The 26,500-nt window shown below is 69.3% G+C and carries 20 protein-coding genes and 3 rRNA genes; 20 read left to right on the top strand and 3 right to left on the bottom strand.

Translation table 11 applies throughout. The annotated features are described in order from the left end of the window. Positions 1–76: 76 nt before the first annotated feature. From ACLGIH_RS14615 to ilvD, 3 genes are all read left to right on the top strand, one after another. Entirely contained in the window at positions 77–907 is an 831-nt protein-coding gene (locus tag ACLGIH_RS14615; protein ID WP_416525679.1) for a sugar phosphate isomerase/epimerase family protein, read from the top strand. After that, positions 904–1,536: a TetR/AcrR family transcriptional regulator gene (locus ACLGIH_RS14610; RefSeq protein ID WP_416525678.1), complete on the top strand. Its 633-nt coding sequence runs from the start codon at positions 904–906 to the stop codon at positions 1,534–1,536. The genes ACLGIH_RS14615 and ACLGIH_RS14610 overlap by 4 nt, the downstream gene beginning before the upstream one ends. Positions 1,537–1,937: 401 nt before the next feature. Next, a complete protein-coding gene (gene ilvD / locus ACLGIH_RS14605; protein ID WP_416525677.1) occupies positions 1,938–3,791 on the top strand; it encodes a dihydroxy-acid dehydratase in 1,854 nt (617 codons plus the stop codon). Between the two features lie 130 nt (positions 3,792–3,921). Here the strand turns inward: ilvD and ACLGIH_RS14600 are convergent, their stop codons facing one another. Beyond that, the gene (locus tag ACLGIH_RS14600) at positions 3,922–6,105 is read right to left on the bottom strand and encodes a serine/threonine-protein kinase (RefSeq protein ID WP_416525676.1); all 2,184 of its coding nucleotides are present in this window, start codon (positions 6,103–6,105) and stop codon (positions 3,922–3,924) included. Positions 6,106–6,299: 194 nt separating this feature from the next. Here ACLGIH_RS14600 and ACLGIH_RS14595 point away from each other — a divergent pair, with 194 nt between their 5' ends. The 7 genes from ACLGIH_RS14595 (at position 6,300) to ACLGIH_RS14565 (ending at position 12,882) form a co-directional block, all read left to right on the top strand. Beyond that, entirely contained in the window at positions 6,300–6,623 is a 324-nt protein-coding gene (locus ACLGIH_RS14595; protein WP_416525675.1) for an SH3 domain-containing protein, read from the top strand. Between the two features lie 44 nt (positions 6,624–6,667). Next, positions 6,668–7,192 (top strand): EamA/RhaT family transporter, encoded by a 525-nt coding sequence (locus ACLGIH_RS14590; RefSeq protein WP_416525674.1) that lies wholly within the window; start codon positions 6,668–6,670, stop codon positions 7,190–7,192. Positions 7,193–7,308: 116 nt separating this feature from the next. Beyond that, complete coding sequence (locus ACLGIH_RS14585; protein ID WP_416525673.1) at positions 7,309–8,166, top strand: class I SAM-dependent methyltransferase; 858 nt, start codon at positions 7,309–7,311, stop codon at positions 8,164–8,166. A gap of 32 nt (positions 8,167–8,198) precedes the next feature. Beyond that, positions 8,199–9,113 carry an ABC transporter ATP-binding protein gene (locus ACLGIH_RS14580; protein WP_416525672.1) on the top strand — a complete coding sequence of 305 codons (915 nt, stop codon included), beginning with the start codon at positions 8,199–8,201 and terminating at the stop codon, positions 9,111–9,113. After that, a complete protein-coding gene (locus tag ACLGIH_RS14575) occupies positions 9,110–9,913 on the top strand; it encodes an ABC transporter permease (protein ID WP_416525671.1) in 804 nt (267 codons plus the stop codon). Before ACLGIH_RS14580 ends, ACLGIH_RS14575 begins: the two co-directional genes overlap by 4 nt. Positions 9,914–10,056: 143 nt before the next feature. Continuing rightward, positions 10,057–10,869 (top strand): pyrroline-5-carboxylate reductase, encoded by an 813-nt coding sequence (proC, locus tag ACLGIH_RS14570; RefSeq protein WP_416525670.1) that lies wholly within the window; start codon positions 10,057–10,059, stop codon positions 10,867–10,869. Positions 10,870–11,073: 204 nt separating this feature from the next. After that, positions 11,074–12,882, top strand: coding sequence for a laminin G domain-containing protein (locus ACLGIH_RS14565; RefSeq protein ID WP_416525669.1), 1,809 nt, complete (start codon positions 11,074–11,076; stop codon positions 12,880–12,882). 113 nt (positions 12,883–12,995) lie between these two features. Here the strand turns inward: ACLGIH_RS14565 and ACLGIH_RS14560 are convergent, their stop codons facing one another. Continuing rightward, positions 12,996–13,580 (bottom strand): cysteine hydrolase family protein, encoded by a 585-nt coding sequence (locus tag ACLGIH_RS14560; protein WP_416529383.1) that lies wholly within the window; start codon positions 13,578–13,580, stop codon positions 12,996–12,998. Positions 13,581–13,661: 81 nt separating this feature from the next. Between ACLGIH_RS14560 and ACLGIH_RS14555 the strand changes: the two genes are divergently transcribed. Beyond that, positions 13,662–14,681: a GlxA family transcriptional regulator gene (locus ACLGIH_RS14555; protein WP_416525668.1), complete on the top strand. Its 1,020-nt coding sequence runs from the start codon at positions 13,662–13,664 to the stop codon at positions 14,679–14,681. Here ACLGIH_RS14555 and trpS read toward each other — a convergent pair. Continuing rightward, positions 14,612–15,646, bottom strand: coding sequence for a tryptophan--tRNA ligase (gene trpS, locus ACLGIH_RS14550; protein WP_416525667.1), 1,035 nt, complete (start codon positions 15,644–15,646; stop codon positions 14,612–14,614). The genes ACLGIH_RS14555 and trpS overlap by 70 nt on opposite strands. A gap of 821 nt (positions 15,647–16,467) precedes the next feature. Here trpS and ACLGIH_RS14545 point away from each other — a divergent pair. The 9 genes from ACLGIH_RS14545 (at position 16,468) to ACLGIH_RS14505 (ending at position 26,500) form a co-directional block, all read left to right on the top strand. After that, positions 16,468–17,996: ribosomal RNA gene (locus ACLGIH_RS14545) — 16S ribosomal RNA — on the top strand. 316 nt (positions 17,997–18,312) lie between these two features. Next, a 23S ribosomal RNA gene (locus tag ACLGIH_RS14540) occupies positions 18,313–21,434 on the top strand. A gap of 87 nt (positions 21,435–21,521) precedes the next feature. After that, positions 21,522–21,638: ribosomal RNA gene (gene rrf, locus ACLGIH_RS14535) — 5S ribosomal RNA — on the top strand. Together the 16S, 23S and 5S rRNA genes form the textbook arrangement of a ribosomal RNA operon. Positions 21,639–21,699: 61 nt before the next feature. Beyond that, positions 21,700–22,344 (top strand): HAD family hydrolase, encoded by a 645-nt coding sequence (locus tag ACLGIH_RS14530; protein WP_416525666.1) that lies wholly within the window; start codon positions 21,700–21,702, stop codon positions 22,342–22,344. Positions 22,345–22,416: 72 nt separating this feature from the next. After that, on the top strand, positions 22,417–23,589 hold the full coding sequence (locus ACLGIH_RS14525) for an acetoin utilization protein AcuC (RefSeq protein ID WP_416525665.1): 1,173 nt from the start codon (positions 22,417–22,419) through the stop codon (positions 23,587–23,589). Positions 23,590–23,782: 193 nt separating this feature from the next. After that, entirely contained in the window at positions 23,783–24,598 is an 816-nt protein-coding gene (locus ACLGIH_RS14520; RefSeq protein ID WP_416525664.1) for a phosphatase, read from the top strand. A 129-nt stretch (positions 24,599–24,727) separates the two neighbouring features. Beyond that, positions 24,728–24,937 (top strand): helix-turn-helix domain-containing protein, encoded by a 210-nt coding sequence (locus ACLGIH_RS14515; protein WP_416525663.1) that lies wholly within the window; start codon positions 24,728–24,730, stop codon positions 24,935–24,937. A gap of 154 nt (positions 24,938–25,091) precedes the next feature. Further along, positions 25,092–25,190, top strand: a complete 99-nt coding sequence (locus ACLGIH_RS14510) for a 30S ribosomal protein bS22 (protein WP_003948845.1) — start codon at positions 25,092–25,094, stop codon at positions 25,188–25,190. Positions 25,191–25,438: 248 nt separating this feature from the next. Then, complete coding sequence (locus tag ACLGIH_RS14505; protein ID WP_416525662.1) at positions 25,439–26,500, top strand: NAD-dependent epimerase/dehydratase family protein; 1,062 nt, start codon at positions 25,439–25,441, stop codon at positions 26,498–26,500.

The raw sequence follows: 26,500 nt of genomic DNA, 5'->3' as shown, positions 1-26,500 counted from the left end.
ACCCGCCTATGGCAAACGCCACAACGACGAACAGGCGCCCCGCGGACGACCGACTCCACCCCGTAACCTGTCCCTCGTGGCAGAACGAAGGGACGTTGTCCGCATCCCGGATGTGAAGGTCGCCCTGTCGACGGCCTCCGTCTACCCGGAGTCGACGGCGACGGCCTTCGAGATCGCCGCGCGCCTCGGGTACGACGGTGTCGAGGTCATGGTGTGGACCGACCCGGTCAGCCAGGACATCGAGGCGCTGCGCCGGCTCAGCGACTACCACCACGTGCCGGTCCTGGCCATCCACGCCCCCTGTCTGCTGATCACCCAGCGGGTGTGGTCCACCGACCCGTGGACCAAACTCCAGCGGGCCCGGTCCGCCGCCGAGAAGCTCGGCGCGAGCACGGTCGTCGTCCATCCGCCCTTCCGCTGGCAGCGCCAGTACGCCCGCGACTTCGTCGACGGCATCTGGCGGATGGCGAACGAGACGGATGTGCGATTCGCCGTCGAGAACATGTACCCCTGGCGCTACCGCGACCGCGAGATGCTCGCCTACGCCCCCGACTGGGACGTCACCAAGGACGACTACCGGCACTTCACGATCGACCTCAGCCACACCGCGACGGCCCGCAGCGACGCGCTGGACATGATCGACCGCATGGGCGACCGCCTCGGCCACATCCACCTCGCCGACGGTCGCGGCTCGGCCAAGGACGAGCACCTCGTCCCCGGCCGCGGCACGCAGCCCTGCGCCGAGGTCCTGGAGCGCCTCGCGCACACCGGCTTCGGCGGCCACGTCGTCATCGAGGTCAACACCCGCCGCGCGATGTCCGGTGCCGAGCGCGAGGCCGACCTCGCCGAGGCGCTGGCCTTCACCCGACGGCACCTGGCCGGCGCGGCCCGGGTACCGCGCCGATGAGCGACAGCACCGAGGACACACCGGGCACGCCCGTCCGCCGCCGCGGCCGCCCGCCGCGCACTCAGTCCGCCGGCACCTGCGACCGCATCCTCACCGCGGCCCGCGCGGAGTTCTCCGAACGCGGCTACGACAAGACGTCCGTCCGCGGCATCGCCAAGGCGGCCGGCGTCGACCCGGCGCTCGTCCACCACTACTTCGGGACCAAGGAACGGGTCTTCGCGGCGGCCGTCGAGGTCGCCTTCGCCCCCGCCCTCAACGCACCGAACGCCGTTGCCGAGGGCCCGCTCGACGGCGTCGGCGAGCGGCTGACCCGCTTCGTCTTCGGCGTCTGGGAGAACCCGGCCACCCGTACCCCGCTGCTGGCGATCGTCCGCTCCGCCGTCAACAACGAGACCGCCGCCGCCGTCTTCCGCCGGCTGATCGCCACCCAGCTGCTGCACCGCATCGCCGCCCAGCTGGACCTGCCGGAGGGGGAGGCGGAGCTGCGCGCCGAGCTGGCGGCGGCGCAGCTGGTGGGGACCGCGATGCTGCGCTACGTGATCAAGGTCGAGCCGCTGGCCTCGGCGGACCCGGAGCGGATCATCGCCCGGCTCGCGCCGGTCGTACAGGGCCACCTCACCGGCCCTTGACCCCCGGACCGAGAGCGCCCGACCCCGCCGACGGCGCCCGACCCGGCCGACGGCGCCCGATCCGGCGACGGCGCCCGATCCGGTGGACCGCCGGCCCTCGGCCCTGCGGACCGGCGGTGCCTGCTCTGTGGACCGGCGGTGCCTGCCCTGTGGACCGGCGGCCCTCGCTCCCGCGAACCGCCGGGGCGGCCTGATCCCGCAGACCGCCGGCACTCGGTCCCGTGCCCGGTCCCGTGCCCGTGCCCGTGCCCTGGCGGCGGCCGGCCCCTGCGCCGCCACACCCCCGCCCGCGAGACGTGCGTCCCGCATTCCGGACACCTTGTCCCGGCCCCTGGATGACCGGCGTACGCTCGTCGACAGTCAGTACTCTCTGGCAGCACTCTCTGAAGGAGCGAGCGACGATGCCCGAGCTGAGGTCCCGCACAGTCACCCACGGCCGCAACATGGCGGGCGCCCGCGCCCTTATGCGTGCCTCCGGTGTACCGGGCGGGGACATCGGCCGGAAGCCGATCATCGCCGTCGCCAACAGCTTCACGGAGTTCGTGCCCGGCCACACCCACCTGGCACCGGTCGGCCGGATCGTCAGCGAGGCCGTCAAGGAGGCCGGCGGCATCCCGCGCGAGTTCAACACGATCGCCGTCGACGACGGCATCGCGATGGGCCACGGCGGCATGCTCTACTCCCTCCCCTCCCGGGACCTGATCGCGGACAGCGTGGAGTACATGGTCGAGGCCCACTGCGCCGACGCCCTGATCTGCATCTCCAACTGCGACAAGATCACCCCGGGCATGCTCAACGCGGCCCTGCGCCTGAACATCCCGACCGTCTTCGTCTCCGGCGGCCCGATGGAGGCCGGCCGCGCCACCCTGGTCGACGGCACGGTCCGCACGCTGGACCTGATCGACGCCATGGTGGAGGCGGCGAACGACAAGGTGTCCGACGCCGACGTGCTGCGGATCGAGGAGAACGCCTGCCCGACCTGCGGCTCCTGCTCCGGCATGTTCACCGCCAACTCGATGAACTGCCTGACCGAGGCCATCGGCCTCTCCCTCCCGGGCAACGGCTCGGTGCTGGCCACCCACACGGCCCGCAAGGCGCTCTACGAGAACGCGGCCCGCACGGTGCTGGACCTGACCCGCCGCTACTACGAGCAGGACGACGACTCGGTCCTGCCCCGCAACATCGCCACCTTCGAGGCCTTCCAGAACGCCATGGCCCTGGACATCGCGATGGGCGGCTCGACCAACACGATCCTGCACCTGCTGGCCGCGGCCCAGGAGGCCGAGGTCCCCTTCGGTCTCACCGAGATTGACGCCCTCTCCCGCCGCGTCCCGTGCCTGGCGAAGGTGGCGCCCAACGTCGCCAAGAGCCGCACGTACTACATGGAGGACGTGCACCGCGCCGGCGGCATCCCGGCCCTGCTGGGCGAACTGCACCGCGCGGGCCTGCTCAACGAGGACGTCCACGCCGTCCACAGCCCCTCGCTGGCCGACTGGCTGAAGACCTGGGACATCCGCGGCGGCTCCCCGTCGGCGGAGGCCGTGGAGATGTGGCACGCGGCCCCCGGCTGCAAGCGCTCCGCCGAGGCCTTCTCCCAGTCCGAGCGCTGGGACTCCCTGGACGAGGACGCCGAGGGCGGCTGCATCCGCTCCGCGGAGCACGCCTACTCCAAGGACGGCGGCCTGGCGGTGCTGCGCGGCAACCTCGCCGTCGACGGCTGCGTGGTCAAGACGGCGGGCGTGGACGAGTCGATCTGGACCTTCGAGGGCCCGGCGGTCGTCTGCGAGTCGCAGGAGGAGGCCGTCGAGAAGATCCTCACCAAGCAGGTCAAGGAGGGCGACGTCGTCGTCATCCGCTACGAGGGCCCCAAGGGCGGCCCCGGCATGCAGGAGATGCTCTACCCGACCTCGTACCTGAAGAGCCGCGGCCTGGGCAAGGCGTGCGCCCTGATCACGGACGGCCGCTTCTCCGGCGGCACCTCCGGCCTGTCCATCGGCCACGCTTCCCCGGAGGCGGCCTCGGGCGGCACCATCGCCCTGGTCGAGGACGGCGACCGGGTCCGCATCGACATCCCCAACCGCTCCATCGACCTGCTGGTCGACGACGCCGAGCTGGCCCGCCGTGCGCAGGCGCTGAACGGCTCGTACGCGCCGAAGAACCGCGAGCGCAAGGTCTCGGCGGCCCTGCGCGCCTACGCCGCGATGGCCACCAGCGCCGACAAGGGAGCCGTCCGGGACGTCAGCAAGCTCGGCTGAGCCGCCGGGCGCGCGCGGGGCCCCTGACCGCCGTAGGCGCGCACGAGCGACCGGGCGCCGTGGCGCTCCGGCGTGCGGCGCGCAGGTGTCCTCCGGGCGCCGTGGCGCTCCGGCGTCCTGGCGGACAGACCTACCAGGCGGCCGGGTCCCGTCCGTCCACCGCGAACACCGTGCCGTCGGGGGCACCGGCGTAGACCCGGCCACCGGCGGCCACGGGCGCGGGCAGCGCGGCGGGCACCGTGTCCCCGGCGCCGAGCCGGGGCGGCGTCTGGCCGAGCAGCCGCCCCTCGCGGGCGTCCACGCCGAGGAGCCGCCCGTCGGGGCCGGTGACGTAGACGTGCCGGCCGTCGGCGGCGGGGGCGGAGCCGCGGGCCATACCGGTCTCCAGCCGCCAGCGCTGCCTGCCCGCCGCCATGTCCACGGCCACCAGGGAACCGCCGGCGCCCATCAGGTGGACGTCGGTCCCGTGCACGGTGCCCTGGGCGGTGTCGACCGGCACCGGCAGTGTCACCCGGCGGACGGATCCGGTGTCCGGGGTGTAGCGGACCACGGCCTCGGCCCGCCCGTACACGGTGTCTCCCTCGGCGAAGTACACGAAGCCGTCCGCCGCGCCGAGCAGATCCAGCGTGCCCGACAGCTCTGTGTCCCAGCGCACCTCACCCGTGGCCGGGTCCACCGCGGTGACCCGGGTGCGCGAGCCGTCGTCGGTCACCGCTGTCGCGTACGCGGTCGCAGACGTCGTCGCAGACCTCGTCGCCTCGTCGCCGAACCAGCGGAAGTACGGCCGCGGCTGCCCCTGGAACCGCCGGTTCCACTCGATGTCGCCCGAGGCGGCGTCCATCCCGGTGACCGTCCCGTCGGCCCGGGTGAGCAGCAGCGTCCCGCCGGCCGCGGTCACCCCGCTGTACGCCGGGTCGCCGCGCTGCCAGTGTGTCTCTCCCGAGGCCGGGTCGAGCGCCCGCAGGCCCGTGCCGTGGTCCAGGACCGGCTGCACCAGTCCGGCCGACAGCACCGGCGGGGTGCTGCGCAGCACCGGATCGACGTGCTGCCGCCACAGTGGGCGCCCCTCTGCCGGGTCGAGGGCGAAGACCAGTCCGGTACGGGCGCAGATCAGCGCGTCCGCCCCGTACGAGCACTGGGGCATGCCCTGCCCGCCCACCGGCTCGGCCTCCCAGGCGGTGAACCGGGCGGCCACGGCCTGGTGCGGCCCACCACCGCGCGGCGCCTCGTCGCCGCCCGCCGACAGCAGCGGGACCAGCGCGGCGGCCACGGCGGCCACCAGCGCCCCGCCACCGAGGGCGGCCCACTTGACGGGGCGGCGCCTGGCGGGGCGTACGGGGTTGCCCGGAGAGTCGGAGGTGGCGGGAGTGCCGGAGGTGTTGGGGGCTGCCGAGGCTTTGGGGGCCGCCGGCTCCTGCTCGGGGCCGTTCGCCTCCGCCACGCGCGACGCTGTGAACGTCTGCGTGTCGTACGAGGCCGCCACCGACCGCAGTTCCCGCATCAGCTCGTCGGGCGTCGGCCGCTCCTCGGGCTCCTTGGCCAGACATCGCCGGACCAGCGGAGCCAGCTCCTCCGGTACGTCCGTCAGGTCGGGCTCGTCGTGTACGACCTGATAGGCGACGACGTACGGACTGTCGGAGTCGAACGGCCCTCGCCCGCGTGCCGCGTGCACCAGCACCGAGCCGAGCGCGAAGACGTCGGCCGCCGGACCCACCTCGCGGGGCCGCCGGAACTGTTCGGGTGCCATGAACGGCGGCGTGCCGATCAGCTTGCCCGTCTCGGTGCGCAGCTCACTGTCGGCCGGCCGGGAAATGCCGAAGTCGATGACCTTCGGCCCGTCCTCGGCCAGTAGCACGTTGCTCGGCTTCAGATCCCGGTGCACGACCCCGACCCGGTGGATGTCCCGCAGCGCCTCGGCGAGCCCGGCCATCAGGCGACGCAACTGGGCGGGGCCCATGGGCCCGTTCCGCTTCACTTCTTCCGAGAGGGTCGGGCCGGGAATGAACGACGTCGCCATCCACGGCCGTTCGGCCTCCGGGTCGGCATCGACGACGGGTGCGGTGAAGGCGCCGCTCACCCTCCGCGCCGCGCCCACCTCCTGCCGGAACCTTCCCCGGAACTCGGGATCCTTGGCGAACTGGGCGTGCACGACCTTCACCGCGAGCTTCATCCCCGAGGTGCTGCGGGCCAGGTGCACGACACCCATGCCGCCGGACCCGAGACAAGACTCCAGCCGGTAGTGACCGGCGTATTCCGGAAGCTCTTCCGGACGTTCCGCTTCCGCGCCCGCTCCGGCGTTCCGCTGTGGCGCCATGGAACCACCCCCGTGCTGTTCGTTCGCGCGCGCGACGCACGGAGCCTAGTCGATGAGGCGTACGAGGCGGAGGCGGCTTGCTAGCCTCCGTGTGCGAATCGCGCACAGGTGTTTGAAGGCGTGATCCGGGGAATCAACGGGCCCCCATGGCAGTACCGGCCATGGGGCGAGCGTCAAACGGGGGAGGCTTCACCATGACCGTGGAGAACGTTGCGGAAGTCGAGGGCGGGGACGAGCGAGAGGCGGTCGCCACGACAGCGATCGCGGCCGCGCGCCGTTACTCCGTCGCACCGGGCGTCCGCCTGAACGTCCGCAGCGGCCCCGGCACCCAGTACGCCATCGTGCGCGTCCTGCCCGAGGGCGCCAGTGTCCAGATCTACTGCCAGACTCCGGGGCAGACGGTGACGGGCCCGTACGGCACGTCGAACATCTGGGACAACATCGGCAACGGCCAGTACGTCTCGGACACCTACGTCCGCACGGGCAGCGACGGCTACGTCACCCACCGCTGCTCGTAGCCACCGCCCATGGCCCGCGGGGGTGCCGGAGCCATAATCGACGCGTGAGCGCAGAGAACGGCACCAAGGGAACCAACGGCACCCCGGACACCCCCGCGGGCTCCACGCCGATCGCCGGCCCGAGCCCGGAGGCGATCCGCTTCTTCGGCACCACCTGGGTGGACCACGACGGCGGCTATGCGGCCCGCCGCGTCGCCGTCTCCGTCGGCTCGCTCGCCGCGGCCGTCGCCGCCTGCCTGCTCCTGCGCGTCGCCTACCAGGGCCTTCGGATCGCCGAGATCGGCGGTTTCGTCACGCTCCTGATGGTCGTGATGTTCGCGGTGTGCAGCGCCCTGGCGTTCCGCCACACATGGTCCGGCTTCACCACCCGCCCCGACCCCGACCGCCAGGCGTCCCTGCGCGGCCTGCTGGCCGTCGGTTTCGTCGGCTCCCTGGTGGCGTACTTCTTCCGCTCCCTCGTCGAGGCCCCCGGCGAGAAGCTGCACCGCGCCGAGTACGAGACGGCCCGCGCCCAGCACGCGAAGCGCACGTCCCGCCGCTCGGGCAACCCCAAGAAGCGCCGCCGCTGACCCCACCGGCCCACCTGCGCCGCCGCGGCCGCGGGGGGCGGGGCAGGCCCCGCCCCCGCAGCACTCCGCCGAAAATCGCCCAGCCCCGCCCGCACCCCACCGGCCACCATGGCCGTATGACGACATCCCCCGGCACCTCCGCCTCCCCTTCCGCCTCCAACTCCACACCTACCTCCACACCCACCTCCACCCCTCACCCCACCCACTCCGCCCGGGCCCGCTCCTTCGACACCGCCGCAGCCCAGTACGCCGCCCACCGCCCCTCCTACCCGCCCGCCCTCCTGGACGCGATCGAGGAACTCGCCGCCCGCCCCCTCACCGGCGCCCGCGTCGCGGACATCGGCGCCGGTACCGGCCTCGCGACCGCCCTGCTGCACGCCCGCGGCGCCGACGTGATCGCCGTCGAACCCGGCGACGGCATGGCCGCCCAGTTCCGCCGTACCCTGCCCGACGTGCCGATCGTCCGCGGCACCGGCGACGCCCTCCCCCTCGCCGACGACTCCGTCGACGTCCTCACCTACGCCCAGGCCTGGCACTGGACGGACCCCGCCCGTTCCGTGCCCGAGGCCCTGCGCGTGCTGCGGCCGGGCGGCGCCCTGGCGCTGTGGTGGAACACCGACGCCCTCGACGTGCCGTGGATCGCCGAGCAGGCCGAGCGCGCCGCACGTCACTTCGGCCGGCACGTCTCCGCCGAGCAACAGGAGCTGGGGCCCCGAGTCGCCGACCCCTCCGGCCGTCTCGACTTCGCCCGCCGCGAGGTGCGCTGGAGCCGCCGCGTCCCGATCGACACCCACCTGGCCAACATCGGCAGCCACTCGATCTTCCTCGTCCACGGCGAGCAGCGCAGCGCGGCGTTCCTCGCCGAGGAGCGGAACCGCCTTCTGGACCTCTTCCCGGACGGAGCCGTGGAGGAGACGTACGACGTCGTCCTCCTCCTCGCCACCAAGTCCCGGGACCGGCCATCGGTGGCTTGACGCGGCCCATCCCCGGGAGGACTATTCATCAGATGATGAATAAATCTCCCGGGGCACCCGACCCACCCGACCACGACCCACGCGACCACGAACCCCCCGATCGACAACCACTCGCTCACGAACCACCCCCCGCACCACCGGCCCCCGCGCCACCGCTCTCCGCCGCCCCCGCCGTCCGCGCCGAGAACCTCACCGTCGCCCGGGGCCCCCGCACGGTCCTGCGAGGCCTCGACTTCACCGTCCCGCGCGGCCGGATCACCGGCCTCCTCGGCCCCTCCGGCTGCGGCAAGTCGACGTTGATGCGCGCCGTCGTCGGCGCCCAGGCCAAGGTGACCGGCACCCTCGACGTCCTCGGCCGGCCCGCCGGCCACCCCGCCCTGCGCAGCCGCGTCGGCTACGTCACCCAGGCCCCGTCCGTCTACGACGACCTGACCGTCCGCCAGAACCTCGACTACTTCGCCGCGATCCTCACCCCCGGCCGCGCCTTCGCCGACCAGCGCCACACCGACGTCGGCCGAGCCATCGCCGACGTCGGCCTCACCGGTCACGCCGACGCCCTGGCCGGCACGCTCTCCGGCGGGCAGCGCAGCCGCGTCTCGCTGGCCGTCGCCCTGCTCGGAGCCCCGCAGCTGCTGGTCCTCGACGAACCGACGGTCGGCCTGGACCCCGTCCTGCGCCGGGACCTGTGGGACCTCTTCCACGGCCTCGCCGCCGACCGCGACGCCACCCTCCTCGTCTCCTCCCACGTCATGGACGAGGCCGAGCGCTGCCACCGCCTCCTCCTCATGCGCGCGGGCGAACTCCTCGCCGACGACACCCCGGACGCCCTGCGCACCCGTACCGGCTCCGAGACGGTCGAAGCGGCCTTCCTGCACCTGGTCGACGAGGCGAAGGCCACCGTCCGCGAGGCGAAGGCCACCGTCCGCACCGAGGAGCGCACCCGATGACCACCACGCGCCCGGCCACGACGCACCCGGCCATCGCCCCGCGTCCCGCCCCGCCCCGCGCCCTGAGCCTCTCCCGCACGACCGCCACCGCGGCCCGTGTCCTGCGCCAGCTCGCCCACGACCCGCGCACCATCGCGCTGCTGCTCCTCATCCCCTGCGTGATGCTGCTCCTGCTCCGCTACGTCTTCGACGGCAGCCCGCGCACCTTCGACAACATCGGCGCCTCGCTGCTCGGGATCTTCCCGCTGATCACGATGTTCCTGGTCACGTCGATCGCCACGCTGCGCGAGCGCACCTCGGGCACCCTCGAACGCCTCCTCGCCCTGCCCCTGGGCAAGGGCGACCTCATCGCGGGCTACGCCCTCGCCTTCGGCACCCTGGCGATCGTCCAGTCGGCACTGGCCACCGGCCTGGCCCTCTGGCTCCTGGGCCTGGACGTCGCCGGCAGCCCCTGGCTGCTGCTCCTCGTCGCCCTGCTGGACGCCCTCCTCGGCACGGCCCTCGGCCTGTTCGTCTCGGCCTTCGCCGCCTCGGAGTTCCAGGCGGTGCAGTTCATGCCCGCGGTGATCTTCCCGCAGATCCTCCTCTGCGGCCTCTTCGCGCCCCGCGACAGCATGCACCCGGTCCTGGAGGCCATCTCCGACGTCCTCCCCATGTCCTACGCGGTCGACGGCATGAACGAGGTCCTGCACCACACCGACCTGACCGCCGCCTTCCTGCGCGGCATCCTGATCGTCGCCGGCTGCGCGCTCCTCGTCCTGGCCCTGGGCGCCGCAACCCTGCGCCGCCGCACGACGTAGCAGGGGAAGACACTCCCCTCTCCCACCGCCCACCGCCCGACATCCCGCCCACCGGACACCCACCCCCCGCCCGCCCCCGGAAATGCGAGGATGACGACGGACGACGCACCCCCGGAGGGCACCCCAGGAGGGCACCGAAAGCCATGACCCAGAAAGTCGCAGTCCTCGGCACCGGCAAGATCGGCGAAGCCCTGCTCAGCGGAGTGATCCGGGCCGGCTGGGACCCGGCCGACCTCCTGGTAACCGCCCGCCGCCGGGAACGGGCCGACGAACTCCGCAGCCGTTACGGAGTCACCCCCGTCACCAACGCCGAGGCCGCCAAGACCGCCGACACCCTGATCCTCACGGTCAAGCCGCAGGACATGGGCGCCCTCCTCGACGAACTCGCCCCCCACGTCCCCGCCGACCGCCTCATCGTCAGCGGCGCCGCGGGCATCCCCACCGCCTACTTCGAGGAACGCCTCGCTCCCGGCACCCCGGTCGTCCGCGTCATGACGAACACCCCCGCCCTCGTCGACGAGGCCATGTCCGTCATCTCCGCCGGCACCCACGCCACCGCCGAGCACCTCGCCCACGCCGAGGAGATCTTCGGCGCCGTCGGCAAGACCCTCCGCGTCCCCGAGTCCCAGCAGGACGCCTGCACCGCCCTCTCCGGCTCCGGCCCGGCGTACTTCTTCTTCCTGGTCGAAGCCATGACCGACGCCGGCATCCTGCTCGGCCTCCCCCGGGACAAGGCCCACGACCTGATCGTCCAGTCCGCCATCGGCGCGGCGGTGATGCTCCGCGACAGCGGCGAACACCCCGTCAGGCTCCGCGAGAACGTCACCTCACCGGCCGGCACCACCATCAACGCCATCCGCGAACTGGAGAACCACGGCGTACGAGCCGCCCTCATCGCCGCCCTGGAAGCCGCCCGGGACCGCAGCCGCGAACTCGCCTCGGGCACCAAGGACTGACACCGCACTGCCGCGCGTACCCGTACCCGCCCCGCCCGCCGATGTCTTGACGCTACGTGAACAGAGATGTTGAATTCCGCGCACATGTCAAGATCGCGTAGGAGGGGACACATCGTGTCACTGGGGTGGGGACGATCCGACAGCGACGGGCGTGACAGGAGACGGCGGCATCGGACGGCCGGAGCGGCGGCCGCCACGCTCGTGATGGCCGCCGCCGCACTGACGGTGCCCGCGACGACGGCGCAAGCGGCTCCCGAACGCCACGCCGGCCAGGGCCGACAGACCGCCTCGGCACCGCTGCCACCCCGCATCACGCTGTCCGAGCCCTACACCGCGTGCCTGGCCGAAGCCTGTCCGGGCCGCGGGGGGCCGGGCACGGCCGTGACGTTCACGTTCACCCCGGGCGAGCCCGACACGGACATCGCCTCCTACGAGTACCGGCTGTCCTCCGGGCCCAGTTGGTCGTCGGTGTCCGGCTCCATCGCTTCGGTCACCTACATCCCACAGCAGCCCGGTCTCCACCGGCTCCGGGTGCGGGCGGTCGACGAAGCCGGCCGGCCGGGCACCACCGCCGTACTGGACTTCAAGGTTGCGGCCGGTGAAACGCCGACGGGTCGCTGGCACTTCGACGAAGCCACCGGCCCGGCGCTCGACTCGGGCACGGCGACGGGGGCCCCGCGGCACGACGCCGCCCTGTCCGACGGCGCCACCCGCGACGACCGCGGACGACGCGGCGTCCTGACCCACGACTCTCAGGGCGCCCGGCTGAACCAGTCCGTCACGGACCGCGGCCTGACCCTGGACGGCACCAGTGGACACGCGACGACGACCGACTCCGTGATCGACTCCTCCACCTCGTACACGTTGTCGATATGGGTACGTCCGGATCGACTCGGCGCCGCCGACCAGGCGGTTCTGGCCCAGGGCGGGCCCAGAGGATTCCGCCTGTTCTATGAAGGGGCCCGGGGCACCTGGGCGCTGCGCACCGCCGCGCCGGGCGAGGCGGAGCACCGGACGCTCACAGCCCAGCAGCCCGCGTCACCGCAGGTGTGGACCCACCTGGCAGCGGTGTACGACGCACCGGCCGATGAAGCCCGGCTGTACGTCAACGGCAGGTTGCAGGCCACCGGCACCGCGGCCGCCCCCGGCGAGTCGGACGGCCCCCTGCAGTTCGGCCGGGCGCCCCTGCGGTCGGCCTCCGGCGAGTACGGCGACCACTTCGGCGGCACCCTCGACGAGGCAGCTGTCTGGCGTCGCCCGCTGACGGACACAGAGATCGCCGACGAGGCCCGTCTCGTCGTCAACGGCGCGTACAACGCCGTGGAGCCGGTGGCCGTGTGGTCGGCCGACGGCGCGAGCGGCACCACCCTGCCCGACACCACCTCCGGCTACGGCCACACACTGACGCTGTCCGGCGGCACGGCACCGGACGGTGAGGAGTTCCTGTTCGACGGCGTGGACGACGCGGCGGTGGCGAACGGACCGCTGGTCGACGACACCGGTTCGTTCACGGTGAGCACGGAGGTCACGCTGGACGGAGCCGCTCTGGCCGAGAAGGAACCGGGCTACGTCGGCATGGTCCTCGGCCGCCGCTCGGCCGACGGCTCCACCTGGGGACTGTGGTACGAGGCGACCGGCTGGACGACTGTGCTGGACCCGGAGACCTTCGAGGAGAAGCTGGTCCCCGTCGGCCTCTGGCGCTTCGGCCGACTGAACACCGACGGCACGTACGAGGCGGTCAGTTCCGAGGAGGCCGCCCGGACCGACACCCCCGTCCGGCTGACCGCGGTCCACGACGCGCAGGACGGAACGATCGCGCTCTACATCGGCTCCGTTCGCAACGGTGACGCCCGCCCCTTTGCCGCGGCCCCGGGATCGGGGGCGTTCACGGTCGGCGCCGCGACGAACGGCGAGACCCGTACCCACCACCTGCCCGCCCGCGTCAAGATCGTCCGGGTCTGGGACGGCGCCATGGCCTCGGCGCAGCAGGTCGACGAGATCGACGGCGCGTGACCGCAGCCGGGGGGCGCGTCCCACCGCCGCACCCCCCCGGCGTCCGCCGCACCCCCCCGGCGTCCGCCGCACCCCCCGGCGTCCGCCGCCCCCGCCCCCGGCCGGAGACCGGCTCACTGTGCCGCCGCCACCAGTTCCCGGGTGGTCACCACCGTCGCGAACCCGCCCCCGTGCAGCGACACCGCCGTGGCCCGGGCCAGCTCCTCCGCGCTCCGCCGCCACCCGAAGGGACCCTCCAGGTCGAAGGTGTACGTCGCGTCGAACGCGACGAACACGCCGAACCCCAGGTTCCCGCCCATCCGGGCCGTCGTCTCGACGCACATGTTCGTCTGGATCCCGGCCAGCACGAGCTGCGCGATCCCCTCCGCGCGCAGCCAGTCCGCCAGATCCGGCGTCCCGAGGAACGCCGAGTTCACGGACTTCGTCACCAGCAGTTCCGCGCCGGCCCCCTTCCCGCGGCGCCGCTCCACGTACTCCTTGAACCCGTTGCCGTCCCGCCCGGGCCGCAGGGGAGACTCCGGTTCCCGGGAGTCGTGCCGCACGAACACGACCGGCCGCCCCGTCGACTGCCATACGTCGATGAGGGCGGCGATGTTGTCGTCCGCCGCCGGGTTGTTCCGCGGCCCCCAGAATTCCCGCTCCTCGAAGCCCTGCTGCACATCCACGACGACCAGCGCCGCATTGCCCGCGATGTCGATGTCCATGCCCCCGATCGTGCCGCCGAGGGCCCGCCCCTCCCAGCGGACGGAAAGTCATCGATCGATGGTTTACTGCCACCCATGGCAGCCCCGGCCACCGCCCCCTACCGCGTCGCCCTCCTGGCCTTCCCCGGAATCCGGGCCTTCGACGTCTCCGTCATCACCGAGGTCTGGGGCACCGACCGCACCGACCGCGGCGCCCCCGCCTTCGACCTGCGCCGAGTCGCCGCCGACGGCACCGACGCCATCCCGATGCGCGGCGGCCTCGCTCTCCACCCCGACCGCAGCCTGGCCTGGCTCGACGGCGCCGACCTGGTCGTCGTCCCCGGCCTCGACGACCACATCACCCCGGCCCCCGCCCCCGTCCTCGACGCCCTCCGCCGCGCCCACGCCGGCGGCACCACCATCGCCGCCCTGTGCGGCGGCGCCTTCACGCTCGCCCAGGCGGGACTGCTCGACGGCCGCCGCGCCATCACCCACTGGAGGCTCATCGACCTCCTGCGCACCCGGCACCCCCGAGTCACCGTCGTCCCGGACGCCCTCTTCCTCCAGGACGGCACCATCTGGACCTCCGCCGGCACGGCAGCCGGCATCGACCTCTGTCTCCACCTGGTCCGCGTGTGCCACGGCGCCGAGGCCGCCGCCACCATCGCCCGCTCGATGGTCACCGCCCCCTTCCGCACGGGCACGCAGGCCCAGTTCATCGAACACCCCACCCCCCGGGCCGACCGCGACGCCGACGCTCTCGCCGCCGTCCGCGAACACGCCCTGCGCCACCTGCACGAGCCCCTCACGGTCGCCGACCTGGCCGCACGCGCGGCCATGTCCCCGCGCACCTTCGCCCGCCGCTTCACCACCGCCACCGGCACCACCCCCCGCCGCTGGCTCCTCGACCAGCGTCTCGCCGCGGCCCAGAGACTGCTGGAGCGCACCGACCTGCCCATGCCCGAGGTCGCCCGCCGGTCCGGCTTCGGCAGCGAGGTCACGATGCGCCAGCACTTCGCATCGCGCCTCGCCACCAGCCCCCGCGCCTACCGCGCCGCGTTCACCACCACGGGCGCCGCCTCCGGCACCGGCGGCAGCAGCCCGATCGCCCGATAGGCGGCATCCACGGTCGGCCGCGCCGTCTCCCGCGCCCGCTCCGCCCCGCGCCGCAGCACGCCCTCCACGTGACCGGGGTCGGCGCACAACTCCCGGTGCCGCTCACGCACCGGCCGCAGCACCTCCACCACGGCCTCCGCGACATCCCGCTTCAGATCCCCGTACGACCCGTACGCGGCGGCCAGCTCCTCCGGGACCCCGCCGGCACAGGCGGCCAGGATCTCCAGCAGATTGGCCACCCCCGGCCGTTCCGCCCGGTCGTACACGACCTCCCGGCCGCTGTCGGTCACCGCCCGCATGACCTTCTTCCGCACCACGTCGGGCTCGTCCAGCAGATAGACGATCCCGGGCCCGCTGTCGTCGCTCTTCCCCATCTTCGACGTCGGATCCTGGAGGTTCATCACCCGGGCGGCCACCTTCGGCACCGTCGCCCGCGGAACGACGAACGTGTGCCCGTAGCGCTGGTTGAACCGCACGGCCACGTCCCGTGTCAGCTCCACGTGCTGCGCCTGGTCCTCCCCGACCGGCACCTCGTCGGCACCGTACGCCAGGATGTCGGCCGCCATCAGCACCGGATACGTCAGCAGCGACAGCCGCACGCTCCCGCCCCGCACCCGCTCCCGCGCCGCCTTCTCCTTGTACTGGACCATCCGCCGCATCTCCCCGTCGGTGGCCACGCACTCCAGCAGGTACGACAGCCGGGTGTGCTCGTCCACATGGCTCTGTACGAACACGGTGCACAGCTCCGGATCCAGCCCGGCCGCCAGCAACAGCGAGGCCGCCTGCCGACTGAGCCGCCGCACCCGCGCCGGATCGTGGTCCACGGTCAGCGCGTGCAGATCGACGATGCAGAACAGCGCGTCGGCCCGGTGCTGATCGACGGCAGCCCACTGCCGCATGGCCCCGAGGTAGTTCCCCAGCGTCAGATGCCCGGTCGGCTTGACCCCGCTGAAGACCCGCTTCATCTCTCCACCTCCTGGTCAGGACCGCCGCCGCGGCGGCCGCCCCTCCGGGAGGGAGATACGAGAACGGCCGCCGAGGCGGCGGCCGTTGCATGCATACGTGAGTACGGCCGCCGTCAGGCGGCCCACCACAGCTGGGTGCACGTACGCGTCATCACGCCCCCAGAGTACGCCGCCGGGGCCGGGCCCGCCCCGAAGTTGACACGCCTGGACCCCATCCGTAGTGTTCTCCGAGTTGTCCGACGTGAGCGCCGACCCCGGTCGGTCCCCGGACGACCATCCCGCAAGTACCCACCACCTCGACGACAGTCGTCGCCAGACCTGTCGCCGCTCCAGTGGTGCGTGCATTTGCGGAATGAGGAATCCGAGTTCGAAAGAACGCGGCCCTCGATTAGCTCGAGAGCCGAGGATCCGCTAAAGTCTCACCCCGTCGGAACGGCCCAACAGCCGTGAAGACAAGCCCTTCTGACAGGGAATCGGGCCCGAAAGGATCTGATAGAGTCAGAACCGCCGGAAAGGAAACCGCGAGAGCGGGAACCTGGAAAGCGCCGAGGAAATCGGATCGGAAAAGGATCTGATAGAGTCGGAAACACCGAAGGGAAGCGCCCGGAGGAAAGCCGCGAGAGAGTCTCTCGGGTGAGTACAAAGGAAGCGTCCGTTCCTTGAGAACTCAACAGCGTGCCAAAAGTCAACGCCAGATATGTTGATACCCCGTCTACCGGACCATTTTGGTCTGGTGGCGAGGTTCCTTTGAAAAAATACAGCGAGGACGCTGTGAACGGCCGGGGATATTCCTCCTGGCTGTTCCGCTCCCGTGAAAAGCATTCACGGAGAGTTTGATCCTGGCTCAGGACGAACGCTGGCGGCGTGCTTAACACATGCAAGTCGAACGATGAACCTCCTTCGGGAGGGGATTAGTGGCGAACGGGTGAGTAACACGTGGGCAATCTGCCCTGCACTCTGGGACAAGCCCTGGAAACGGGGTCTAATACCGGATACAACCACTGGGGGCATCCTCTGGTGGTGGAAAGCTCCGGCGGTGCAGGATGAGCCCGCGGCCTATCAGCTAGTTGGTGAGGTAATGGCTCACCAAGGCGACGACGGGTAGCCGGCCTGAGAGGGCGACCGGCCACACTGGGACTGAGACACGGCCCAGACTCCTACGGGAGGCAGCAGTGGGGAATATTGCACAATGGGCGAAAGCCTGATGCAGCGACGCCGCGTGAGGGATGACGGCCTTCGGGTTGTAAACCTCTTTCAGCAGGGAAGAAGCGAAAGTGACGGTACCTGCAGAAGAAGCGCTACTAACTACGTGCCAGCAGCCGCGGTAATACGTAGGGCGCAAGCGTTGTCCGGAATTATTGGGCGTAAAGAGCTCGTAGGCGGCTTGTCACGTCGGTTGTGAAAGCCCGGGGCTTAACCCCGGGTCTGCAGTCGATACGGGCAGGCTAGAGTTCGGTAGGGGAGATCGGAATTCCTGGTGTAGCGGTGAAATGCGCAGATATCAGGAGGAACACCGGTGGCGAAGGCGGATCTCTGGGCCGATACTGACGCTGAGGAGCGAAAGCGTGGGGAGCGAACAGGATTAGATACCCTGGTAGTCCACGCCGTAAACGGTGGGCACTAGGTGTGGGCAACATTCCACGTTGTCCGTGCCGCAGCTAACGCATTAAGTGCCCCGCCTGGGGAGTACGGCCGCAAGGCTAAAACTCAAAGGAATTGACGGGGGCCCGCACAAGCGGCGGAGCATGTGGCTTAATTCGACGCAACGCGAAGAACCTTACCAAGGCTTGACATACACCGGAAACATCCAGAGATGGGTGCCCCCTTGTGGTCGGTGTACAGGTGGTGCATGGCTGTCGTCAGCTCGTGTCGTGAGATGTTGGGTTAAGTCCCGCAACGAGCGCAACCCTTGTCCCGTGTTGCCAGCAGGCCCTTGTGGTGCTGGGGACTCACGGGAGACCGCCGGGGTCAACTCGGAGGAAGGTGGGGACGACGTCAAGTCATCATGCCCCTTATGTCTTGGGCTGCACACGTGCTACAATGGCCGGTACAATGAGCTGCGATACCGCGAGGTGGAGCGAATCTCAAAAAGCCGGTCTCAGTTCGGATTGGGGTCTGCAACTCGACCCCATGAAGTCGGAGTCGCTAGTAATCGCAGATCAGCATTGCTGCGGTGAATACGTTCCCGGGCCTTGTACACACCGCCCGTCACGTCACGAAAGTCGGTAACACCCGAAGCCGGTGGCCCAACCCCCTTGTGGGGAGGGAGCTGTCGAAGGTGGGACTGGCGATTGGGACGAAGTCGTAACAAGGTAGCCGTACCGGAAGGTGCGGCTGGATCACCTCCTTTCTAAGGAGCACTTCTCACCGAGTCCTTCGGGACGCGGTCAGAGGCCAGTACATCAGCGAGTGTCTGATGCTGGTTGCTCATGGGTGGAACGTTGACTACTCGGCACACTCGGTCTGTTCGGGCCGCTAGTACTGCTCTTCGGAGCGTGGAACGCGGACTACGGGAGGCGCGGGGGTGTCGGGCACGCTGTTGGGTATCTGAGGGTACGGCCCGTGTGGCTGCCTTCAGTGCCGGCCCCAGTGCACTCGGGAGTTTTTCCGGGGTGATGGGTGGTTGGTCGTTGTTTGAGAACTGCACAGTGGACGCGAGCATCTGTGGCCAAGTTTTTAAGGGCGCACGGTGGATGCCTTGGCACCAGGAACCGATGAAGGACGTGGGAGGCCACGATAGGCCCCGGGGAGTCGTCAACCAGGCTTTGATCCGGGGGTGTCCGAATGGGGAAACCCGGCAGTCGTCATGGGCTGTCACCCGCTGCTGAACACATAGGCAGTGTGGAGGGAACGCGGGGAAGTGAAACATCTCAGTACCCGCAGGAAGAGAAAACAACCGTGATTCCGGGAGTAGTGGCGAGCGAAACTGGATGAGGCTAAACCGTATACGTGTGAGACCCGGCAGGGGTTGCGTGTACGGGGTTGTGGGATCTCTCTTCCACGGTCTGCTTACCGTGGGACGAGTCAGAAACCGTTGATGTAGGCGAAGGACATGCGAAAGGTCCGGCGTAGAGGGTAAGACCCCCGTAGTCGAAACGTCAGCGGCTCGTTTGAGAGACACCCAAGTAGCACGGGGCCCGAGAAATCCCGTGTGAATCTGGCGGGACCACCCGCTAAGCCTAAATATTCCCTGGTGACCGATAGCGGATAGTACCGTGAGGGAATGGTGAAAAGTACCCCGGGAGGGGAGTGAAATAGTACCTGAAACCGTGTGCCTACAAGCCGTGGGAGCGTCGCTGATGGGCTTGCTCATCAGTCGTGACTGCGTGCCTTTTGAAGAATGAGCCTGCGAGTTTGCGGTGTGTTGCGAGGTTAACCCGGGTGGGGTAGCCGTAGCGAAAGCGAGTCCGAATAGGGCGTTTTTAGTAGCACGCTCAAGACCCGAAGCGGAGTGATCTAGCCATGGGCAGGTTGAAGCGGAGGTAAGACTTCGTGGAGGACCGAACCCACCAGGGTTGAAAACCTGGGGGATGACCTGTGGTTAGGGGTGAAAGGCCAATCAAACTCCGTGATAGCTGGTTCTCCCCGAAATGCATTTAGGTGCAGCGTCGTGTGTTTCTTGCCGGAGGTAGAGCACTGGATAGGCGATGGGCCCTACCGGGTTACTGACCTTAGCCAAACTCCGAATGCCGGTAAGTGAGAGCGCGGCAGTGAGACTGTGGGGGATAAGCTCCATGGTCGAGAGGGAAACAGCCCAGAGCATCGACTAAGGCCCCTAAGCGTACGCTAAGTGGGAAAGGATGTGGAGTCGCAGAGACAACCAGGAGGTTGGCTTAGAAGCAGCCACCCTTGAAAGAGTGCGTAATAGCTCACTGGTCAAGTGATTCCGCGCCGACAATGTAGCGGGGCTCAAGCGTACCGCCGAAGTCGTGTCATTCACATATTAGCCCCAACGGGTGTGTGGATGGGTAGGGGAGCGTCGTCTGCCGGGTGAAGCAGCCGCGTAAGCGAGTTGTGGACGGTTGACGAGTGAGAATGCAGGCATGAGTAGCGATACAAACGTGGGAAACGTTTGCGCCGATTGACTAAGGGTTCCTGGGTCAAGCTGATCTGCCCAGGGTAAGTCGGGACCTAAGGCGAGGCCGACAGGCGTAGTCGATGGATAACCGGTTGATATTCCGGTACCCGCTGTGAAGCGTCAAACATCGAATCCAGTGATGCTAAGCCCGTGAAGCCGTCGGCTGAGTCTTCGGACGAGGTCGGAGTGGTGGAGCCGGTGACCCGAGCTGGTAGTAGGTGAGTGATGGGGTGACGCAGGAAGGTAGTCCATCCCGGGCGGTGGTTGTCCCGGGGTAAGGGTGTAGGACGTCAGGTAGGTAAATCCGCCTGGCAATAGTCTGAGACCTGATGCCGAGCCGATTGTGGTGAAGTGGATGATCCTATGCTGTCGAGAAAAGCCTCTAGCGAGTTTCATGGCGGCCCGTACCCTAAACCGACTCAGGTGGTCAGGTAGAGAATACCGAGGCGTTCGGGTGAACTATGGTTAAGGAACTCGGCAAAATGCCCCCGTAACTTCGGGAGAAGGGGGCCATTTCTGGTGATGAGTCTTGCACTCTGAGCTGGGGGTGGCCGCAGAGACCAGCGAGAAGCGACTGTTTACTAAAAACACAGGTCCGTGCGAAGCCGTAAGGCGATGTATACGGACTGACGCCTGCCCGGTGCTGGAACGTTAAGGGGACCGGTTAGTCACTCTTCGGGGTGGCGAAGCTGAGAACTTAAGCGCCAGTAAACGGCGGTGGTAACTATAACCATCCTAAGGTAGCGAAATTCCTTGTCGGGTAAGTTCCGACCTGCACGAATGGCGTAACGACTTCTCGACTGTCTCAACCATAGGCCCGGTGAAATTGCACTACGAGTAAAGATGCTCGTTTCGCGCAGCAGGACGGAAAGACCCCGGGACCTTTACTACAGTTTGATATTGGTGTTCGGTTCGGCTTGTGTAGGATAGCTGGGAGACTGTGAAGCTCGCACGCCAGTGTGGGTGGAGTCGTCGTTGAAATACCAGTCTGGTCGTGCTGGATGTCTAACCTGGGTCCGTGATCCGGATCAGGGACAGTGTCTGATGGGTAGTTTAACTGGGGCGGTTGCCTCCTAAAGGGTAACGGAGGCGCCCAAAGGTTCCCTCAGCCTGGTTGGTAATCAGGTGTTGAGTGTAAGTGCACAAGGGAGCTTGACTGTGAGACCGACGGGTCGAGCAGGGACGAAAGTCGGGACTAGTGATCCGGCGGTGGCTTGTGGAAGCGCCGTCGCTCAACGGATAAAAGGTACCCCGGGGATAACAGGCTGATCTTCCCCAAGAGTCCATATCGACGGGATGGTTTGGCACCTCGATGTCGGCTCGTCGCATCCTGGGGCTGGAGTCGGTCCCAAGGGTTGGGCTGTTCGCCCATTAAAGCGGTACGCGAGCTGGGTTTAGAACGTCGTGAGACAGTTCGGTCCCTATCCGCTGTGCGCGTAGGAGTCTTGAGAAGGGCTGTCCCTAGTACGAGAGGACCGGGACGGACGAACCTCTGGTGTGCCAGTTGTCCTGCCAAGGGCATGGCTGGTTGGCTACGTTCGGGAGGGATAACCGCTGAAAGCATCTAAGCGGGAAGCCTGCTTCGAGATGAGGACTCCCACCCACTTGATGGGGTAAGGCTCCCAGTAGACGACTGGGTTGATAGGCCAGATATGGAAGCCGGGTAACCGGTGGAGTTGACTGGTACTAATAGGCCGAGGGCTTGTCCTCAGTTGCTCGCGTCCACTGTGTTGGTTCTGAAACCACGAACGACCCGCCCATGTTTGGGTGGCTGGTTGGTTGTTTGTTTCATAGTGTTTCGGTGGTCATAGCGTAGGGGAAACGCCCGGTTACATTCCGAACCCGGAAGCTAAGCCTTACAGCGCCGATGGTACTGCAGGGGGGACCCTGTGGGAGAGTAGGACGCCGCCGAACAATTTTTGGGAGAACCCCGCACCGGAAACGGTGCGGGGTTCTCTGCGTTTAGGGTCGTCCCATGCGTTATGACCTGGTCATCTTCGACAATGACGGCGTGCTTGTCGACAGCGAGCCGATTTCCAACCGGCTGCTGGCCGGCTATCTGACGGAGCTGGGGCATCCGACGTCGTACGAGGACTCGTTGCGGGATTACATGGGGGCCGCGATGCACCGGGTTCACGATCTGATCCGGGAGCGTACGGGTGCTGCCCTGCCGGAGGATTTCGACGAGGTGTTCCACGGGAGGGTGTTCGCCGCCTTCGAGCGGGACCTGGAGCCGGTGGACGGGGTCGTCGACGTACTGGAGAAGCTTGCCGCGGACGGGGTTCCGTACTGTGTGGCGTCCTCCGGGAGTCATGAGCGGATTCGGGTGGGGCACCGGAAGACCGGGCTGGATCGGTGGTTCGACGACGGGCGGATATACAGCTCCGAGGATGTGGGGCGGGGGAAGCCGGCGCCGGATCTGTTCCTCCACGCCGCCGAGCGGATGGGTGTGGAGCCGGGGCGGTGTGTCGTGGTGGAGGACAGTCCCCTCGGCGTCCAGGCGGCCGTGGCGGCCGGGATGGACGTCTACGGGTTCACCGGGATGACGCCCGCGGCGAAGCTCGGCGGGGCCACGGGGCTCTTCTCCGGCATGGGGGAGCTGGCCGCCCTGCTGGCGTGACGTGCCGGCGCTGGTGACGCCGGTCGCGAGCCCGGTCGTTGGAGGCTCAACCGGACCGATACGGTGGCCGGCATGAGCGGCCGCGCACAGCTGATGTGGGACGAGGCAGTAACGGGCTACGACTTCGGCCCGGACCATCCGATGGACCCGGTCCGGCTCGCCCTCACCCGACGCCTGGTCGACGCCTTCGGGCTGGACCGGGAGATGGACGTGGTCGCCGCGAAGGCGGCCGGGGAATCGACGTTGCGGCTCGTCCACCGGCAGGACTACATCGACGCGGTGAAGGCGGCGTCCGCGGACCCCGGGGCCGCGGACGGGTCGTACGGGCTCGGCACGATGGATGATCCGGCGTTCGCGGGGATGCACGAGGTCTCCTCACTGATCGCCGGGCTCTCGGTCGGGGCGGCGGAGGCCGTGTGGCGCGGAGAGGCGCCGCACGCGGTGAACTTCGCCGGCGGGCTGCACCACGCGATGCCCGGGTGCGCATCGGGGTTCTGCGTCTACAACGACGCGGCGCTGGCGATCGCGCGGCTGCTGGAACTGGGGGCCGAGCGGGTGGCGTACGTGGACGTCGACGTGCACCACGGGGACGGGGTGCAGGCGGCGTTCTGGGAGGACCCGCGGGTGCTGACGGTGTCGCTGCACGAGCATCCGCGGACGCTGTTCCCGCAGACCGGATGGCCGGAGGAGACGGGGGCCGACTGCGCGGAGGGGTCGGCCGTGAATGTGGCGTTGCCGGCGGGGACCGGGGACGCGGGATGGCTGCGGGCGTTCCACGCCGTGGTGCCGGAGGTGATCGCCGACTTCCGGCCGCAGGTGCTGGTGACGCAGCACGGCGCCGATACGCACTTCGAGGATCCGTTGGCGCATCTGGCGGTGTCGCTGGATGCGCAGCGGGCGGTGCAGGTGGCGTGCCACGACCTGGCGCACGAGCACGCCGACGGGCGGTGGGTGGCGCTGGGTGGGGGTGGATACGCGGTGGTGGACGTGGTGCCGCGGTCGTGGACGCATCTGGTGGGGATCGCGGCCGGGAAGGCGGTGGAGCCGGAGGCGGTGATCCCTGCGGGGTGGCGGCAGGAGGTCTTCGCCCGGACTCGGCAGTTGGCGCCGGCACGGATGACCGATGGGCGGTGGCCTGTGGAGTGGGGCGGGTGGGAGGACGGGTACGACCCGGCCGACCGGCTGGATCAGGCGGTGCTGGCGGCTCGGCGGGCGGTGTTTCCGCTGCGGGGATTGTTGGCGTGACGGTTGCACGGCGCGGCTGCGGCTGCGGCTGATCGGCGATTTGCGGGGCGGGCGGTGAGGTGCGCCCGTGTCCGCCCGTGCCGTCCCGGGGGTACTGGGCAGGTTCGGTGGGGCGGGGCCGGGGCTTACGCCGGGCGTGGGGTGTTTTCCCGTTCTTCGGGCGTTCCCGGCATTGATTCGGCACGCTCGCAGGGTGTGGGATCGTGGAGCGCTTCGGGCTCATCTTCTGCGCGCCCGGCTGGCCGGGGTCGTAGCCACCTCCCGAGAGGTGAGTCTGCGGAGCTACCGGCTGTTCGCGGCCCGGGACCCGCGCGTGCTGATTGGCATCGATCCCCAAGGTGCATGGACGCAGCGGGATTTGATCGGGTTGATGGCGGACAGGTGCGGGGTTTCGGCCGATCCGCGGCACACCGAAGGTCAGGATGTGATCGACCCGGACCGGACGCTGACGGCCCTGGACGCCTTCGCCGGCCGGCTCGCCGCGGTGGCGCGGCGACGGGCGCCGGTGCTGCTCGGCACCGGGCACCCGCACCGGCTCCTCGGCTTCTACGCCGGTCTCGCAGACGCTCTGTCGGCGGCGGGATGTGTTGTCCTCACTCCGGCGCAGGGTCGCTGTGTCGACATAACGACCCGGTTCGGCCTACGCACGTACAACCTCGCCTACGTACGAGGAGTCGCGCTGATGCGAGAACCCGGCGCCTCCCGCCCCGGTTGTGAGCCCGGCGCACACACGCATTCGCCGCTGCCGGTTCGTACCGTGCTGGCCGCGGCGGCGGACGCCGGCGGACCGCTGCCGGAGCTGGTGATCGGAGACCACGGATGGGTCTGCGGAGCAGGTCAGCTGGGGTTCGAGGCCATCGGGCTGGCCGATACGGACGACCCCGCGCTGTTCGTCGGTGAGGCGGAGGGGTCCGTGTCCGTGGTCGTTCCACTTGATGACGCTGTGCGGTCTGATTACTACCGGCCGCTTACCCGCTACGTACTCAAACGAGCGTGTCTGTCCCAGTAGGACGTTGATGGGTGCACCTCTTCCCCACTCGCATCACCCGCACCTACATTGGGGAGTGAGCACGCAGCGACGAAGAGTCACCGGAAGGGGAAGCCGGTGGCCGTCGAGTGCGGAAGGTTCAGGTGTGTCATGGCTGCTGACCAGAGGCCTCTGAGCGAGGTTCAATTCCTGACCGTGGCGGAAGTAGCCTCGGTGATGCGAGTGTCGAAGATGACCGTGTACCGGTTGGTGCACAGCGGTCATCTGCCTGCGATCCGGGTGGGACGGTCGTTCCGCGTCCCGGAGAACGCGGTTCACGACTACCTCCGCGAGAGTTTCGTGGGGGTGGACACCGCCTGACGGCGGCCCGGAGGAGGCCCTCAGAGCTTCGTCGGGCCTCCTCCGCCCCCTCGATTACGACCTCAGCGCTCGGGCGGGTAGGCTAGCCCCTCGTAGGTCGTGTGGGCCCATGGCGCCCAAACAACCGAGTGATGAGAAGTGAGCGAGGGTAGTCGTGGGCTCTGTTATCAAGAAGCGGCGCAAGCGGATGGCGAAGAAGAAGCACCGCAAGCTGCTCAAGCGCACGCGCGTTCAGCGTCGTAACAAGAAGTAAGCGTCGCGACGCCGCGAGAGCGTGACCTGTGGCCCCTCACCGCATGCGGTGAGGGGCCACAGCCGTGTCCGGGGCCTTCGGCGGACGACCGCGAATTCTCGTCACTTGGTGCATCCGGCGGTCATCACAGCGCGACACCGACCCGCTAAGTTGGCCGCAGACGGGGAACCCGGCAGGGTACGAGCAGCGGAACGACGGCAGGGTCCGGCTGCCGACCGGGCGGCCAGGGCGGAAGGAAGGCGCTGATCTTGGGCAAGGTCGTGCTCGTGACCGGAGTGGCCCGACAGCTGGGGGGCCGGTTCGTCCGGCGGATCCAGCGCGACCCCGACGTGGACCGGGTCGTGGCCGTGGACGCCGCCCCGCCCGGCCACCACCTGGGCGGCGCCGACTTCGTCCAGGCCGACATCCGGCAGCCCACCATCGGCCGGGTGCTCGCCGAGACGGGCGCCGACACGGTCGTCCACATGGACGTGACGGGCACCCCGCTGGGCAGCGGCAGCCGGACCTCGGTCAAGGAGACCAACGTCATCGGCACCATGCAGCTGCTCGGCGCCTGCCAGAAGTCCCCGGCGGTGAAGCGGCTGGTGGTGAAGTCCAGTACCAGCGTCTACGGCTCCGCGCCCCGCGACCCGGCCGTCTGCACCGAGACGACCCCGCCGAAGTCCCTGCCCAGCGGCGGCTTCGCCAAGGACACGGCCGAGGTGGAGGGGTACGTACGGGGCTTCGCGCGCCGGCGGCCGGACGTCGCGGTGTGCGTGCTGCGGTTCGCCAACATCCTGGGTCCGACCGTTCAGACCCCGCTCGCCTCCTACTTCTCGCTGCCGGTGCTGCCGACCGTCTTCGGCTACGACCCGCGGCTGCAGTTCGTGCACGAGGACGACGTGATCGAGGTGCTCCGGATCGCCTCGCACGAGCCGCGGCGCGGCACCCTCAACAGCGGCACCTTCAACATCTCCGGCGACGGCGTCCTGCTGCTCTCCCAGTGCTCGAGGCGGCTGGGCCGCCCCACGATGCCGCTGCTGCTGCCGGCGGTCACCTGGGCGGGCACCGTCATGCGTACGCTGGGGATGACGGACTTCTCTCCCGAACAGATCCGGCTGCTCACCCACGGCCGGGTCGTGGACACCACCCAGATGCGCGAAACGCTGGGGTTCCAGCCGAAACACACGACCGCGGAGGCGTTCGCGGACTTCGCGCGCAGCCGAGGACCCGGACTGCTCCCGCCGGAGGCCCTTGCGGGGGCCGTCGACCGGATCGCGGCGCTGTCCCTCAGGGGCAGCGGTCACCCCCCGACGCAGAGCGCCAACTGA

Origin of the sequence: Streptomyces hamibioticus (assembly GCF_047946815.1) — a bacterium.
Classification (GTDB): domain Bacteria; phylum Actinomycetota; class Actinomycetes; order Streptomycetales; family Streptomycetaceae; genus Streptomyces.
The sequence above is the reverse complement of the archived record's forward strand: the minus strand, read 5'-3'. Positions and strand labels throughout refer to the sequence as shown.